The following is a 15,690-nucleotide window of genomic DNA, read 5'->3' on the forward strand; positions in this document are numbered from 1 at the left end:
CGGGGCCACGACCCCTGTCGACAGCCAGACTGCAAGGAGGTCGCGGTGACCTGGATCCACGCCTGCACCGTCCAGCAGGTCCCCGAAGACGAGGGTTTCCGGGTGCCCACCACACCGCCGATCGCCGTCTTCAGGGTGGCGGACGAGTTCTTCGCCGTCGGTGACACCTGCACCCACGACGAATTCTCTCTGGCCGAGGGGTACCTCGACGGCGACGTGGTCGAGTGCCCGTTGCACATGGCGAGGTTCTGTCTCCGGACCGGGAAGGTGCTCGCGCCGCCCGCGATCATCCCGCTGGAGACCTACCCGGTCCGCCGGGACGGCGATGACCTGTTCGTCGACGTGCCTGAACGCACCGACGACCGCTGACACGTCCAGACCCCGTACGGCGTCGAGAAGAGGATGACCGTGAAGATCACATCGCTCGGGTACTTGCGGGTGGAGTCACCCGACGTCAAGGAGTGGGCGACGTTCGGCCCGGAGGTGCTCGGCCTCGCTGTCTCGGAGGACTTGGCCGGGCAACCGGGCACAGTGTCGCTCACGAACGACGACCGGCCGGGCCGGCTCCAGGTCAGCGAGGGTCCTCACAACCGGGTGCAGTGTGTCGGGTGGGAGTTACCCACAGCCGGCGACCTGGACGACGCGGTGGCCACGCTCGAGCAGGCCGGGACGACCGTGGAGTGGGGCACCGCGCAGGAGTGCCGGGCGGCGCGGGTCCGCAAGCTGGTGCGCTTCACCGACCCCGCGGGATTCACCCACGAGTTGTTCTACGGCCAGCTGGTGGTGCCCGGTTCGTTCCGGCCCGGCCGCGGTACGACAGGGTTCGTCACCGGCGGCCAGGGACTGGGCCACATCGTCCTGGTCGTTCCCGACCTCGCCGAGTCTCTCGATTTCTTCTGCGCGGTGCTGGGCTTCCGGGTGAGCGACGAGATCGACTTCGCCGGAAGCACGCTCGTCTTCCTACACGTCAACCCGCGGCACCACAGCCTGGCGATCATGGCCGTCCCGGGCATGCGCGGCATGCACCACCTGATGCTGCAGGTGGAGGACGTCGACGACGTGGGCATGGCCCACGATCTCTGCCTGGACCGGGACATCCCCGTCGCGCTGACCCTCGGCCGGCACACGAACGACCGGATGCTGAGCTTTTACATCCGGTCACCCAGTGGCTTCGAGGTCGAGTACGGCTGGGGGGCTGAGACCGTCGACGACTCCGATCAGTGGGCGGTGACCCACATGCAGAGCACGAGCATCTGGGGGCACCGACCCGGCAACGCTCCGGCGCCGGGGTGCATGGAGCCCGTGGAACCGGCTGCCTCCTGACACCCTGCTCCCCGGCCAGCGCATCGTCGGCGCACGTCGGCGCCTGCCCGCGGCGGCGTCGCCCGTCAGCCGCTCAACCACTCCGCGAGAACCGAAAGAGAGAAGCAGGACGTGAGCTCCCTCCCTGGTACGTTGATCAAGACGGGTGAGTTCCAGACCCACTACATCGAGCAGGGCGCCGGTGAGCCGGTGATCCTCGTCCACGGCGGTGGGGCCGGAGCCGACGGCACGTCCAACTGGACCGGTTGCCTGCCCTTCTTCGCCAAGCGCAAGCGGGCGATCGCCGTTGACCTGGTCGGCTTCGGGCACTCCGACGCGCCCGACCCGGCCGGGTTCACCTACAGCCAGGACGCGCGCAACGCGCAACTCATCGCCTTCATCGAGGCGCTCGGACTGGAGAAGGTCAGCCTGGTGGGCAACTCCATGGGCGGGGCCACCTCCCTGGGCGTTGCCATGCAACGTCCCGACCTGGTCGAGAACCTGGTGCTCATGGGCAGCGCCGGCCTGCCCACTCCGGTAAGCACCTCCCTCGGTGCCATCCTGAACTACGACTTCACCGTCGACGGCATGCGCCGGATCATCGCCGCGCTGGCCAACCCGCACTTCCATGCCACCGAGGACCAGGTCCGGTACCGCCACGAGCTCTCCGTGCAACCGGCGACCCGGGCAGCCTACGCGGCCACGATGGCCTGGGTACGTGAGCACGGCCTGGAGTACCGGACCGAGCAGATCGAACAGGTCAAGACCCGCACGCTTGTGGTGCACGGCAAGGACGACCAGGTCGTACCCGTCACCCAGGCGTACAAGTTCCTGGAGCTGCTGGAGAACTCCTCCGGGTACGTGATCCCGAACTGCCGCCACTGGGCGATGATCGAGTACCCGGAACTGTTCTCCGCCGTCACCCTGGACTTCCTCGACGGCTACCGCGGGGACGCCGCGAGCTCAGGCACCCCCGGCAGGTAGGCGGACATGCCCGAGAACCACGCCCGGGTCGTGGTGGTCGGCGCCTCGCTGGCAGGCGTGCACACCGTGCGAGCGTTGCGCGCTCGCGAGTACGCCGGCGAGATCGTCCTCGTCGGCGCCGAGCCCGGCGCTCCCAACGGGGTCGCAGTCGATCGCCCCGCCCTGTCCAAGGGGTACCTCACCGACCCGGATCCGTCAGCCGCGCCCCTGCTGTCCCCCACCGAGCTGGCGGACCTCGACGTTCGACTCGTGCGCGGGCCTGCCGTCGACCTGGACCTCGGGACTCGACACGTGGTCCTGCACGAGGGGCGACTCGTGGAGTTCTCGGCGCTGGTCGTAGCCACAGGCTCCACGCCGCGGACGCTGCCGGGGGTCGAACCCCGGCAGGGCGTCCACACGCTGCGGACGCTCGCGGATGCGACGGACATCCGGGCGGCGTGCACACCAGGCAGCCGGGTGGTCGTGATCGGCGGTGGGTTCATTGGGGCGGAGACCGCGTGGTCGGCCCGGGCCCTGGGATGCACGGTGACTGTCGTCGAGATGCTCCCGACGATGATGCAGCGCGGGGTCGGGCCGGTGCTGGGCGAGGCGTTCACGCGCCGGTACGCCGCCGCCGGCATCGACCTGCGAATGGGTACCGGCGTCGCGGGCATCGAGGGCAGCGACCGGGCCGAAGCTGTGCGGCTGACCGATGGCTCCCGCCTTGCGGCGGACGTCGTCGTCCTCGGGCTGGGCACCCGCCCGGAGACCTCGTGGCTGAACGGCGCGGGCCTGGACCTGCGCGACGGCGTGGTCTGTGACGAACGGCTGGCGGCTCGCGGCGCTCGGGACGTGTTCGCAGTCGGCGACGTCGTCCGTTGGCGCAACCCGCGGTACGGGGAGGACACCCGCGTCGAGCACTTCACCAACGCGGTGGAGACCGCAGGCGTGGTGGCCACCAACCTCACAGGCGGGGATCAGTGGCACGACGCGCTGCCCTACGTGTGGAGCGACCAGCTGGACTCACGTCTTCAAGTTTTCGGTCGGATCCGACCCCAGGACGAGCTGCACGTTGTCCAGGGCGACCTCGACGGGTCGTTCGTCGCCATCTCCGGCGGGGACGGCGCGCTGCAGGGCGCTGTGGGGTTCGGCGCCGTCCGGCAGCTGATGCCGTATCGGAGGTTGCTGGCTTCTGGAGCGAGCTGGGACGAGGCACGGGCACTGGCCGATGGAGGTCTGAAGCTGCCCCGGTTTCGTTCACAGGTAGGGCTTTGAGCGGTTACGCGGCCTTATTGTGCTCGTGGAAAAGGGTTTCGTGGTCGTGCGGGCTAAGGTATCCGTTGGTGGAGTGGCGGCGCCGATTGTAGAACTGAGCCGCCCCTTTTCTTCCGGACAGTGGCCCCTCCTGGAATAGGGACCTCTCCGAAAGGGAAGATAGGTGACGCGGAAGCGCAGAGGTTTCTCCTCCGCGAATTTGTCCAGCTTGCCCGCCGACCGCAAGGTCTCCGCAACGACGTCTTCCTTGGTCGGGAAGTAACGGAACAAGGTACGCGGCGACACCACGGTTCTTCAGCTCAGTGAGGATCTGCTGCCACTGCGTGGCGCCTTCACCGCCGGTGCCGGCCCACAGGCCGAGCACGTCACGTTCCCCGTCGGCGGTGACCCCGATCGCGGCGTAGATCGGCCGGTTCGCGACCTGCCCGTCACGCACCTTCACCACGATCGCGTCGATGAACACGACCGCGTAGACCGCCCCGCGTCCAGCGGGCGGGCCCGGCAGGCCTCCATGCCCTCGATCACCGTGTCGGTGATGGTCGAGATGGTCCGCCGCGACACCTCGGTGCCGTAGACCTCGGCCAGATGCGCCTGGACCTCACCGGTCGTCAGCCCCTTGGCTACCAAAGAGATGACGAGGTCCTCGACACCGGCGAGGCGACGCTGCCGCTTGGCGACCAGCTTCGGGGCGAAGCTGGTCGCCAAGGTCGCGGGGTACGTCGATCTCCACCGGCCCCACCTCGGTGATCACCGTCCTGGATCGGGTGCCGTTACGGGAGTTCCCGCTGTTACGACCGGCCGGATCCCCCGCCTCGTAACCGAGATGCGCGCTCATCTCCGCAGCGAGCGCCTTCTCCAGGACCATCTTCGTCAACGTGCCGAGCATCCCGCCCGGGCCGGTCAGCGACAGCCCCTCGGCGCGGGCCCGCTCGACCAGGCTCTGCGCCAGGGCTTCATCGACTACCACCGGCGCCGCCGTGGCACCGGCCGCGGCCGACTCCTCCGCGGTCGTCTCGCCGGTTACGCCGGTTGCGCGCCGAGACGGTCGCCGGTCTTGGGGGAGAAGGTGTGCTCCTGGCCGGGTCGGACCCGCAGGTGAACCGTCTCGCCGATGCGCGGCGTCCGGTCTGGGTCGACCCGGGCGACGATGTCGGGCGAGTCGGTCGGGTCGGCGCCGACGATGCTGCCGTAGAGGTACGCGTCGGCGCCCAGTTCCTCGACGAGGCGCACGACGACGGGGAAGCCCTCTTCGGAGCCGACGAGGTCGACCGATTCCGGCCGGAACCCGAGCAGGACGCTGTCCGAGCCTTCGCGGGCGAGACCGGCGAGTTCCTCGCGGGGGAGCGGAACGTCGACGTCACCGACGCGGGCATGCCCTTTGGCGACCTCGAACTCGCGGATGTTCATGGCGGGTGAGCCGATGAATCCGGCGACGAAGGCGTTGGCGGGTCGTCGGTAGAGGGCCAGCGGCGTGTCGCACTGCAGCAGGACGCCGTCTTTGAGTACCGCTACCCGGTCGCCCATCGTCATGGCCTCGACCTGGTCATGGGTGACGTACACGGTGGTGATGCCGAGGCGGTTCTGCAGCGCGGCGATCTGGGAGCGGGTGGCCACCCGCAGTTTGGCGTCGAGGTTGGACAGTGGTTCGTCCATGAGGAACACTTTGGGTTGGCGCACGATGGCGCGGCCCATGGCGACCCGCTGCCGTTGCCCACCGGAGAGTGCCTTGGGTTTGCGGTCGAGGTACGGCATCAGGTCGAGGATCTGCGCCGCCTCACGCACCCGGGCGCCCCGCTCGCTCTTCGGCACCTTCGCCATCTCCAGCGCGAAGGCCATGTTCTGGGCGACGGTCATGTGCGGGTACAGCGCGTAGGACTGGAAGACCATCGCGATGTCCCGTCTTCCCGGTGGCATGCTGGTGACGTCCCGGTCGCCGATCCGGACGGCACCTTCGTCGACGTCCTCGAGGCCGGCGAGCATCCGCAGCGAGGTCGATTTCCCGCAGCCCGAGGGGCCGACGAGGACCAGGAACTCGCCGTCGCCGATGTCGAGGTTCAACCTGTCGACGGCGGGGACGTCCGAACCGGGATAGAAGCGTGACGTGTGGTCGTAGGTGACGGTAGCCATGTCGGGCCTCCTTGAAGCGCCTTGTGGTCCTGGCGGACCTGGTGCACGGACTGGCTCGAGCTGTGACGAGCTGTGGCTATCCGGTTTCGGTGGGGCGGACCTGTACCTTGCGACAGCCCTTACCCGCACGAAAAGTCTCGAGGGCCTGCAGGTACTGGCCCAGGGGGAAGCTGTGGCTGATCATCGATGCGGCGTCGATGGCACCGTTGGCCATGAGGTCGACGGCTCGGCCGAAGCTGTGGAGCACGGCCATGCTGCCGACGATGGTGATCTCGTCTCGGTAGACCCGGAACGGCGAGAAGGACGCGGTCGCCTCGGCCGCTGCGACACCGAATACCTGGAATGTGCCGCCTCGCCGTACCCGCCGCAGGCCGTCGGAGATGGCGGGGACCGCGCCGGTGCAGTCGATCACGATCTCCCACCCCTGGGGGCGGTCGAGGTCGTCGGCGGAGCGGGCCACCGCGTCCGCGCCGAGCTTCGTCGCCATGTCCAGCCGGCCCTCGTCGAGGTCGATGACCGACACGCTCGCCGCGCCGGCCCGGCGAGCAAGCTGTGTCATCAACAGGCCCATCGTCCCAGCGCCGTAGATGAGGTGATGTTCGCCGAGCCGGCCGGGCAGCAGGTCGAAGCCGTGGATCGCGCAGGACAGTGGTTCGATCAGAGCTGCATGGTCGAACGGCAGCTCGTCGGGGATCCGGTGGCAGTTGGCGACCGGTGCCAGCAGGTACTCGGCAACCGCACCGGTCCGGGTCACACCGATCGCGTTCCACCGTTCGCAGAGGTTGCCCCGTCCGATCGAGCAGTAGTGGCACTCTCCGCAGAACAGTGACGGATCGACCGCGACCCGGTCGCCCTCGGCGACCTCGGTGACGCCGGACCCGATCGCGACCACGGTGCCTGCCGTCTCGTGTCCCGGGACGATCGGGTAGGGGGTGTRCTCGAACTCGCCGTCCAGGATGTGGATGTCGGTACCGCAGATACCCACGGCGGCGGGAGCGACGACCACCTGGCGGGGTCCGGGGGCGGGGTCGTCGACCGTCGTCATGGAAACCGTGCCCGGCTGGGTGATGACCATTGCGCGCATTACTTCACAGCTCCGAGGGACAGGCCGCGGACCAGCCACTTCTGCGCGATCCAGCCGACAATGATCACCGGTAGTACCGCCATGGTCGATGCCGCGGACAGCCGTGCCCAGAACAGACCCTCGCTGGTGATGAAGCCGACCAGGAACACCGGGACGGTGGCCGCGTTCGTCGAGGTGAGGCTGACCGCGAAGAAGAACTCGTTCCAGGCGAAGATGATACAGATCAGGGCGGTCGCGGCGAGCCCCGGCGCGATCATTGGCAGGACGACGCGGCGTATCTCCTGGAACAGCGAGRCACCGTCGACCCGGGCGGCTTCGAGGACCTCCTTGGGGAGTTCGACGAGGAATGATCGGATCATCCACACCGCGATCGGCAGGTTCATCGCCGTGTAGATCAGGGACAGCATCGTGATGTTGTCCAGCATCCCGATGCGGTTCGTAAGGATGTAGAGCGGCAGGATCGACGCCACCGCCGGCATCATGCGGGTGGAGATGAAGAAGAACAATGAGTCGCGCCACTTGCCGACCTTCGCGATCGAAAGGGCGTAGGCCGCCGGCGTCGCGAGGACGATCACGAGGATCGTCGACATCACCGATGCGCTCAGCGAGTTGATGAAGTACGGCGCGAAGTCGCGGTCGAAAATGGCCCGGTACTGGTCGAACGTCGGGGTGAAGAAGAAGGTCGGCGGGTCGGTGGACGCTTCGGACTCCTGCTTGAAGCCGGTCAGGAAAATCCACAGCACGGGGAAGAAGAACAGCAGGCCACCGGCCCAGGCGAGGACGGCGACGCCTGCGGTGCCGACGGAGAAGCGGTGCTTGTGGCGGCGGCGGGCGGCGGTCGCCCGGTCGGCGGTCGTCCGGTCGGCGGCCGTCTTGTCGGCGGGAGGTTTGGAGATGGGCACAGTGGTCATGACGCCTCTTCGGTGAACAGATTGGAGATCACACGCAGAGCGAAGGTGGCCACCACGATCGTCGCGACCACGACGATCACTCCCGCCGCGGCGGCCTCACCGACGTCGAAGGCCCGGAACGCCTCCTGGTAGATGAAGTACGGCAGGTTCGTGGTGGCCTGGCCGGGCCCACCCTGGGTAATCATGAAGATCGCGTCGAAGGTCTGCACGATGAAGATGGATCCCAGCAGGATGCCCAGCTCGATGAACTGACGCAGATGCGGCAGAGTGATCCGACGGAAGGTGTTCCAGCTGCTGGCGCCGTCGACCTTGGCGGCCTCGAGTAACTCCGGGGACTGACTCTGCAGCCCGGCGAGGACGATGAGCATCATGAACGGCGTCCACTGCCAGACCAGCACCACCACGATGGACGGCATCGGATACCGGCTGACCCAGTCGATCTGGTCGACGCCGAACGGGGAGAGCACCCAGTTGACGAGTCCGAAAACCGGGTTGTACATCGACGTCTTCCACAGCAGCGCGGCTGCCGCCGGCATGACCAGGAAAGGCGTGATGAGCAGCGTGCGGACGATTCCTCGGYCGAAGAACTTCTTGTCCAGCAGCACCGCGAAGCCGATACCGAGGAGCATGGAGAGCACGACGGCGCTGACCGTCAGCTTGACCGTGTTGAAGGCCGCGTTGCGGAATAGTTCGTCGCCGAAAACCTTGCCGTAGTTCTCGAGCCCGACGAACTCACTGGAGCCGGGTCGCAGCAGGTTTCGCCGCTGCGTGCTGTAGTAGAGGGTTAACAGAAACGGGATCTGCGTCAGCACGACCGCGAAAACCAGCGCCGGAAGTAGCGGCGCGCGCAGCTTCCACCGCTCTGCGGCGGAGAGTTTCGCGGGCGCCGGCCGGCGTCGCGGTAAGTCCGCGACGGGCAGCGTTCGGGTAGTCATCGAGTATTCCTCCTGCGACCTCCGGCCAGGGACGGGGCGGCGGAGCTGGTGAGCCAGCTCCGCCGGACGGCTATTACTTGTAGCCGCCATCCTCGGCGGTCTGCTCGGCGTACCTCTGCGCCTTCTCAAGCGCCTCGTCCACAGACTGCTGACCGGCGATCGCGGCGGAGATCTCCTGCGACACCTTCGTCCCGAGATCCTGGAACTCCGGAATCCCGACATACTGCACGCCCGTCCACGGCTGCGGGTGCACCCCGGGCTGCTCGACATTCACCGACTCGATCGAGTCCAACGTCGTCTGAGCGAATGCCGCGGCGGCTTCCTGGTACTCGGGGATCTCGTAGGTGGACAACCGGCTTCCCGGTGGCACGCGCGCCCAACCGAGCTCCTGTCCGACAAGCTTGATGTAATCCTTGGACGTCGCCCAGGACACGAACTCCCACGCGGCGTCCTTCTTCTTCGACGTCTCCGGGATCCCGAACGACCAGGCCCACAGCCAGCCGGAGTTCTCGGTCTGCACGGTGGGAGCGGCGACGTAGCCGAGCTTGCCCGCCACCGTGCTCGAGCTGGAATCCTCCAGGGAACTGGCTGCGACGGTTGCGTCGTACCACATAGCGGAGTTGCCCTGGCCCATGGAGGTCAGGCACTCCGAGAAGCCGGCGTTCGGCGCGCCCGGCTCACCGGCCTCGCGGACGAGGTCGACGTAGAACTGGACGGCTTCCTTCGTCTCCGGATCGGTGAGGTGGGCGTTCCATTCCTCGTCGTACCAGCGGCCGCCGAAGGTAAGGATCAGTGTGTTGAGCGGCGCGAGCACCTCGCCCCACCCCGGCAGGCCGCGCAGACAGATCCCCGAGATGTTGTTGTCCGGGTCGTCCAGCTGCCTGGCGAACTGCCCGATCTCCTGCCAGGTGGGCTTCTCCGGCATGGTGATCCCGGCCTGTTCGAACAGGTCCTTGCGGTACATCAGGAATGACGACTCGCCGTAGAAAGGCACCGCGTACAGGCTGTCCTTGTACGACAACCCGTCGCGGATCGACGGAATGATGTCCGCAACGTCGTAGTCGTCCCGGCTCGCGTAGTCGTCGAGGTCGGTCAGCCAGCTGTTCTGCGCCCAGATCGGCACCTCGTACGTCCCGATGGTCACCACGTCGTACTGGCCGCCCTGGGTGGCGATGTCCTGCGTCACCCGGTCGCGCAGCTCGTTCTCCGGTAGCACCACGAAGTTCAGGTCTATGTCCGGGTGGTCCTTCTCGAACTCGGCGCTGAGCTTCTCGATGTCCTGCATCTGCGGGTTGGACACGGTGGCGATGGTCACCGTCTCTTTGCCGGAGCCGCCGTCGCCGCCGCCGGCACCCGAGCACGCAGTGGCAGCGCCCAACGCCAGCGCGGCGAGCGCCGCCCCGGCCCGGACGTGCCGGGTGGGTAACAGACTTTTCCTTGCCATGGGAGCCTCCTGTGTATAGGAGCCCGGCGGATCCGGGAGTCGTTGCGGTTTCTTCGGGGTGATTGTGTGATGACCGGCCCTTCGCGCCGCGCTGGCCGGGAGCGCCTACAGCCTTACTGTCCCGGCCGGACAATCGCCTTTATCGCGGCGGGATCGTTCATTCCGGTGGTGAGCGCGGATTCCACCTCGGAGAGCCCGTACCGGCCCGTGACGAGCCGGTCGAGGTCGACCCGGCCGGACGCGGTGAGCGCGATGGCAGTCGGCCACGTGTTTGCGTACCGGAATGTGCCCGTCACCTCCAGCTCATGCTCCTGCACATACGACAACGGGATCTGAATCTGGTCACCTCCCATGCCGACCAGCACCACGCGCCCCGCGCGTTCCACGRTGCGCATTGCCGTACCGATTGCCGCCGGATTACCGGAGCACTCCAGCAGGACGTTCGGCTCGAATCCGGCGTCAGCGAGTGGTTCCCTACTCACGTCGATGCCGGCGGTGCAGCCGAGCTCGATCGCGAGTCGGAGCCGGGCCGGGTTAACGTCACTCACCACCACCTCTCCCGCCCCGGCGGCAAGCGCCGCCTGCGCGGTGACGAGACCGATGGTCCCGGCCCCGGTCACCAGGACACGGTCCCCCACGCTCACCCTGCCCTTGCGGCAGGCCCAGATTCCCACCGAAAGCGGCTCGAGAAGCGCCGCGGTGTCGTCGCTGATCGAGCCGGGTACCGGATGCGCGAAGGCCTCATGCAGCGCGACGTATTCGCAGAACGCCCCGTCAACCGGGGGGGTGGCAAAGAATCGCATGTCCGGGCAGAGGTTGTACCGCCCGGCCCGACATTGTTCGCAGGTGAAGTCGGGCACACCGGGCTCCAGGGACACCCGCTGCCCCACCTCATGCCTGACGGTGCCCGGCCCCAGCCCGACGACGACGCCGGCCGCCTCGTGCCCTAACACCAGCGGCTTTTCGACGACATAGCTGCCGATCCGACCGTGCTCATAATAGTGCACGTCGGAGCCACACACGCCGACCGATCCGACCTGAACTAGGACCTCGCCGGGAGCGGGCACCGGGACGGGGCGTTCCTCGAGGACAATGTCGCGCTCGCCGCGCAAAACGGATGTGCGCATTCCACTTTCACCGCCCAGTCTTGTCGTCGGGCGTCGGGATCTCGCCTGAACCGCGGGGGATCAGCGTCACGGGCACCGCGATGCGTCGATATCCGTCGGTCGGATCCTTTAACTGCTCGAAGAGCAGATCAGCTGCGCGCCTGCCGATGGTGGCTATGTCCTGCACGATGACCGTCAGCGCGGGCTGTAGTAGATCGGCGAGCTCCAGGTCATCGAAGCCGATGACGGCGACGCGGTTGCGGACGCCGAGTTTGTGCATCGCATGCACCGCTCCCGCGGTGATGCTGTTGTTCCCGCAGATGAGGGCGGTCGGTGCCGGTGCCTGCGCGAGTACATCGAGTGCCGCCTGATATGCACTGGTGCTGTCGCGTAATCCAGTGCGGACATACCGGGTGTCGACCCCCGCGACCAGTTCCTCCATGGCCGCGCGGTAACCGGCGATCCGCTGTGCCGCCGTGTAGACGGACTGCCGGTCGCCGAGGTAGGCGATGCGGGAGTGGCCGTGGCGGGTCAGGTGGTGCACGGCCTCTCGGACACCGCGGTCGTTTTCTGAGAGCACCGTGTCGGCCTTGATCCGTCGACCCGGACGGTCGACGAACACCACAGGGACGCTGCGCCGGCGCTCCGCCTCGAGATAGGACTGGTCAGTTCCGGAGGGCACGATCAGCAGGCCGTCGACCCGTCGGGCGCAGAACTCCGCGACCAGCTCGCGCTCACGATCGGCGACTCCGTCGCTGGAACCGACGAGTACGAGGTGCTGTCGTTCCAGCGCGTAGTCCTGCACGACCCGGGCTAGCAGCGAGGCGAACGGATTGGCCAGGTCCTCGACCACCAGGCCGATGGAGGCGGTGCGCTGGTCCAGACGCCGGATGCTGCTGGCGCTCGTGTTACGCCGATAGTTCAGGCGCTCGACCGCTTCCAGGATCCGAGCCTGCTTCTCCGGCCGCACGTTCGGCTCGTTGTTGATGACGCGCGACACGGTCTTGACTCCCACCCCTGCCAGCGCGGCCACGTCCTTGATCGTCGGTGCCCGCGACTGCCCACCCGCTGACCGGTCCTCGGTCGTCATCGCACCTCCGGTGATTACGTTGTCGATAACGTTGTCAATCGTCGGGCGAGTGTGGCATCGTCCACAGGCACCGTCAACGCCTTCGGTAAGATCCCATCGACGAGGAGACAGCGAGTGGTCATTGTCGTGGGCGAGTCCTTGCTCGACCTCGTGGCCGACGCGGATGCGCGGAGCTTCGCGGCCCACCCGGGCGGCAGCCCGGCGAACGTCGCCGTCGGGCTCGCCCGGCTCGGCAGCCCGGTGACCTTGGCGACGCAGCTCGGTGACGATCTGCCGGGCCGGCTCGTTAACGCCCACTTGGGTGCCAACGGTGTGTCGGTCGAGTTACTGCCGGCGATCTCCTCGGCCACGAGCCTCGCGCTCGCCGTGCTCGACGACGACGGCGCCGCGTCGTACGACTTCCGTCTCGCCTGGGACATCACTCGCGGACCCGACCTCACCCCCGAGTACGTCTGCCTTCACACGGGGTCACTGGCCACCGCTCTGGCTCCCGGCGCCGACGTCCTCGACGGCCTGCTTGCACGCGTGCACCGCAGCCGCGAGGTCACCATCTCGTTGGATCCCAACATCAGACCGTCGCTCGCCAGCACCCGCGACGTGGAACGCACCCGCGTCGAACGTCAGGTGGGCTGGGCCGACATCGTCAAGGTCAGCTCGGACGACCTCCAGTGGCTCTACCCCGACCTGCCGCCGACCGACGTCGCGGGCCGCTGGCTTCGCCTCGGCCCCGCGCTCGTCGTCGTCACCCTCGGCGGCCACGGCGCGTACGCCCTGACCCGCACTGCCGAGGTCACCCGCTCCGCGATCCCGGTACAGGTCGCGGACACGGTCGGCGCCGGTGACGCCTTCACCGCGGGACTGCTCGACGCGCTGCTGCGCATTGGGGTCCTCGATGCGACTCAAAGCGCGAAGCTCGCCACCATGCCTACCGCACTGCTGGCCGAAGTCATCGACTTCGCCACGCACGTCGCCGCGGTGACCTGCAGCCGATCCGGCGCGGACCCACCCACTCGTGCCGACCTGAGCCTTCCCACCTGACTGATACTTCCGCGCGATCGCCCGCTTCGATGCGCCGTCCCGCACCTCACGGCGAATCGCCGCGAACAACGCGACCCGATCGGACTGCGACGCCATCAGCACCTCTTACGAGGAGTGATAGTGCAGATACTCCCACCCTGGGCGCTGGCTCCGGACGGTCATCGCCACGCCCATGCCACACCGCCGACCACTCCGAGGCCACACCCACCGGGCCCCCGGCCGCACCACCGGGGTGGTCCCCGAACTCACCTACATTCGATCTTGAACTGAAGATCGAATGGCCCCCGTTCTCACCTACATCTGGCTCCCATTCTCACTTACGAAGCCAGGCTACGGGCCGCGGACACCGTCGTCTTCCTGGACCTGCCGGCGGCCACCTGGCTGTGGGGAATCGCCCAGCGCCGCTGGCACTACTCGCCCAGCCGCCCGGCCTCAGAAGCGGCGCCGAGCCCCATCGGGGACGCGACCGGTGTCTAGTCCGGCGAGGTTGAACCAGGACTTGATCGCAGGCTGCCAGGCATCTCGTTGATCACCTGTGGCTGGCAAGAGCCTCCCTAGGAGGCCGGATGCTCCCAGTCGACGCTGGCCAAGCAGGACTGTCTGCCACCGCCCACGAGGAAAAGAGAGTCGGTTGCCAGCTCGGTTCCGAGTTATGGGAGAGTTTGACTCGACTGGGGTGGTCTGTGTGTGGGATCGGAGGCAGGGGGACCGTGACTGACAGCGGCGACGCTACGCGGGGTTACAGCTCGGTAGCGCCGGACTGGGCACCCGGGGATGTCGACCTGAAGACCGATGTTCCGCACTCGGCTCGGGTATACGACTACATCCTTGGCGGCAAGGACAACTTCGCCGCAGACCGTACCGCTGCCGAAGGTATTGTCAAGAGCTGGCCGCATCTCCCTGTGTCCATGCGGTCCAACCGCAACTTCATGGCGAGGGTGGCCCGCGTCCTGGCCACGGAATACGGTTTCCGTCAGTTCCTGGACATCGGCACTGGTCTGCCGACGGCTCCCAACCTGCACGACGTCGTCCAGGAGGTCGCGCCCGCATCGCGGATCCTCTACGTCGACAACGATCCCATCGTGCTGGTACACGCCCGAGCCCTGCTCACCAGCGCCAAGGAAGGACAGACGTCCTACCTCGACGCTGACTTCTCCGACCCGGAGGCGATCCTGCGCTCCCCGGAGCTGCGGAAAACGCTTGACCTGAGCCAGCCGGTGGCGGTCAGCATCATCGCGGTCGTGCACTTCATCGTCGACGACGACGTTGTCCGGGCCCTCATCGAGCGGATCATGGCGCCGCTGGCATCGGGCAGCATTCTCGCGCTGTCCACCTGCACGGCGGACAGCRCACCCGAAGAGGTCGGCATCGGCGTGGCGGCGTACAACGCCAGTGGCATACCACTCGTGTCGCGCGACAAAGCCCGAGCGGAAGCTCTGTTCGCCGGTCTTGAACTCCTCGATCCCGGCGTGGTCCTCGTCAACCACTGGCACCCCGACGAGGCCGCAGCCGCCACGGACGACGCGCACGTCCACATGTACGGCGGGATCGCCCGGAAGGCATAAAACACCCCGTGCAGGGCTCCCTTCCGAGCCCCGCACAAGTCACCCAGCGAAGCGATAGCCGCATCCAACCCACGACGCCCGTGTCGATGGCTCCGGCGTCCGTGGATCTCCTAACTGATCGCGAGAACCGTGTCTGGGTCAACAGCACCGGCGCTGACGGAAACGCCGGGTTATGCGGTTCGCTGCTGGACCGGGGCAGGGTGGCCTCGACCTTGGATGAAGCGAAGGTGCGTCGGGCCGCGCCCCCGCTGCGACCCGATGTCTCACCACCGTAGGTCGGGACGCCAGGTGCCAGTGTTGACCTTCCGTGAACGGATCATCTGYCTGTCACGCTGCCCCGCGTGTCGGGCATACCGATGGTTGGCGACCCGCGCCGCAGGATGATCCGCGAGGATCCCACGAGTAGGCGAAACGAAGGAACCGCCGGGAGACGGGCCCGCCTCAGCGGCCTGCCGGGTCGGAGGCGTGGTCGATGGGCGCGATGGTGTAGCCCGCCACGGTGGCAGATCGGGCGTGCAGGTCGGCGTCCTGCTGGTGGCGGAACCGGGCGATGATCCGGGTGGGTCGATCGGTCGGGTCCAGAGCGACGACCGCCCAGTCGCTGCCTGGCGTCCACGCGGTTGCCAGCACCACGGCGTCGACACCGGGTTGGTGCCGGGCCCAGTCATGGGCAAGCCCGGGGCGGTCGAATCCGACGACCGCGCGGACGACCCGGTCGTGGGCATCGAGCGTGACGACGCCTGTGGGGCTCCAGAACCCCGATTCGGGCGGTGACCTGCGTGTTTGCCCGCCGGACAGGGCCCACATCGGGCAGGCTGGATGGTCATGGTGTGGTCGCTGCTCTACGCCC

Annotated in this window: 14 protein-coding genes and 1 pseudogene; 6 read left to right on the forward strand and 9 right to left on the reverse strand. The window is 67.5% G+C overall.

The features are described 5' to 3' along the window. The first annotated feature begins 45 nt into the window (after positions 1-45). The 4 genes from BBK14_RS22555 to BBK14_RS22570 all read left to right on the forward strand — a co-directional run bounded on the left by BBK14_RS22555 (position 46) and on the right by BBK14_RS22570 (position 3,540). Positions 46-369 (forward strand): bifunctional 3-phenylpropionate/cinnamic acid dioxygenase ferredoxin subunit, encoded by a 324-nt coding sequence (locus BBK14_RS22555; RefSeq protein ID WP_071065258.1) that lies wholly within the window; start codon positions 46-48, stop codon positions 367-369. 39 nt (positions 370-408) lie between these two features. Then, positions 409-1,323 (forward strand): VOC family protein, encoded by a 915-nt coding sequence (locus BBK14_RS22560; RefSeq protein ID WP_071065280.1) that lies wholly within the window; start codon positions 409-411, stop codon positions 1,321-1,323. A 111-nt stretch (positions 1,324-1,434) separates the two neighbouring features. Further along, positions 1,435-2,286 carry an alpha/beta fold hydrolase gene (locus BBK14_RS22565; RefSeq protein ID WP_071065259.1) on the forward strand — a complete coding sequence of 284 codons (852 nt, stop codon included), beginning with the start codon at positions 1,435-1,437 and terminating at the stop codon, positions 2,284-2,286. Positions 2,287-2,292: 6 nt separating this feature from the next. Next, positions 2,293-3,540, forward strand: coding sequence for an NAD(P)/FAD-dependent oxidoreductase (locus BBK14_RS22570; RefSeq protein WP_071065260.1), 1,248 nt, complete (start codon positions 2,293-2,295; stop codon positions 3,538-3,540). Between the two features lie 280 nt (positions 3,541-3,820). Here the strand turns inward: BBK14_RS22570 and BBK14_RS35765 are convergent. The 8 genes and pseudogenes from BBK14_RS35765 to BBK14_RS22610 form a co-directional block, all read right to left on the reverse strand. Then, positions 3,821-4,507, reverse strand: a pseudogene (locus BBK14_RS35765) (IS256 family transposase); the annotation flags it as partial. 53 nt (positions 4,508-4,560) lie between these two features. Next, a complete protein-coding gene (locus BBK14_RS22580; protein ID WP_071065262.1) occupies positions 4,561-5,667 on the reverse strand; it encodes an ABC transporter ATP-binding protein in 1,107 nt (368 codons plus the stop codon). Positions 5,668-5,743: 76 nt separating this feature from the next. Continuing rightward, positions 5,744-6,712 carry a zinc-dependent alcohol dehydrogenase family protein gene (locus BBK14_RS22585; protein WP_241831759.1) on the reverse strand — a complete coding sequence of 323 codons (969 nt, stop codon included), beginning with the start codon at positions 6,710-6,712 and terminating at the stop codon, positions 5,744-5,746. A gap of 38 nt (positions 6,713-6,750) precedes the next feature. After that, the gene (locus BBK14_RS22590) at positions 6,751-7,662 is read right to left on the reverse strand and encodes a carbohydrate ABC transporter permease (protein WP_071065264.1); all 912 of its coding nucleotides are present in this window, start codon (positions 7,660-7,662) and stop codon (positions 6,751-6,753) included. Beyond that, the gene (locus BBK14_RS22595; protein ID WP_071065265.1) at positions 7,659-8,597 is read right to left on the reverse strand and encodes a carbohydrate ABC transporter permease; all 939 of its coding nucleotides are present in this window, start codon (positions 8,595-8,597) and stop codon (positions 7,659-7,661) included. The genes BBK14_RS22590 and BBK14_RS22595 overlap by 4 nt, the downstream gene beginning before the upstream one ends. A gap of 73 nt (positions 8,598-8,670) precedes the next feature. Further along, positions 8,671-10,041 (reverse strand): ABC transporter substrate-binding protein, encoded by a 1,371-nt coding sequence (locus tag BBK14_RS22600; RefSeq protein WP_071065266.1) that lies wholly within the window; start codon positions 10,039-10,041, stop codon positions 8,671-8,673. 113 nt (positions 10,042-10,154) lie between these two features. After that, positions 10,155-11,153, reverse strand: a complete 999-nt coding sequence (locus BBK14_RS22605) for an NAD(P)-dependent alcohol dehydrogenase (protein ID WP_198541393.1) — start codon at positions 11,151-11,153, stop codon at positions 10,155-10,157. Positions 11,154-11,175: 22 nt separating this feature from the next. Then, positions 11,176-12,423 (reverse strand): LacI family DNA-binding transcriptional regulator, encoded by a 1,248-nt coding sequence (locus tag BBK14_RS22610; protein WP_198541394.1) that lies wholly within the window; start codon positions 12,421-12,423, stop codon positions 11,176-11,178. On the opposite strand from BBK14_RS22610, the gene BBK14_RS22615 reads away from it, so the two are divergent. Together BBK14_RS22615 and BBK14_RS22620 are read left to right on the forward strand one after the other, a co-directional pair. Next, complete coding sequence (locus BBK14_RS22615; protein WP_198541395.1) at positions 12,364-13,275, forward strand: carbohydrate kinase family protein; 912 nt, start codon at positions 12,364-12,366, stop codon at positions 13,273-13,275. The two genes, BBK14_RS22610 and BBK14_RS22615, sit on opposite strands and share 60 nt — an antisense overlap. A 710-nt stretch (positions 13,276-13,985) precedes the next feature. Further along, positions 13,986-14,840 (forward strand): SAM-dependent methyltransferase, encoded by an 855-nt coding sequence (locus BBK14_RS22620; RefSeq protein ID WP_071065270.1) that lies wholly within the window; start codon positions 13,986-13,988, stop codon positions 14,838-14,840. A gap of 441 nt (positions 14,841-15,281) precedes the next feature. Here the strand turns inward: BBK14_RS22620 and BBK14_RS22625 are convergent. Continuing rightward, positions 15,282-15,690, reverse strand: a 409-nt coding sequence (locus BBK14_RS22625) for a hypothetical protein (RefSeq protein ID WP_206744673.1), incomplete at its 5' end; no start/stop codon positions are given.

Origin of the sequence: Parafrankia soli (assembly GCF_001854695.1) — a bacterium.
Taxonomy (GTDB): domain Bacteria; phylum Actinomycetota; class Actinomycetes; order Frankiales; family Frankiaceae; genus Parafrankia; species Parafrankia soli.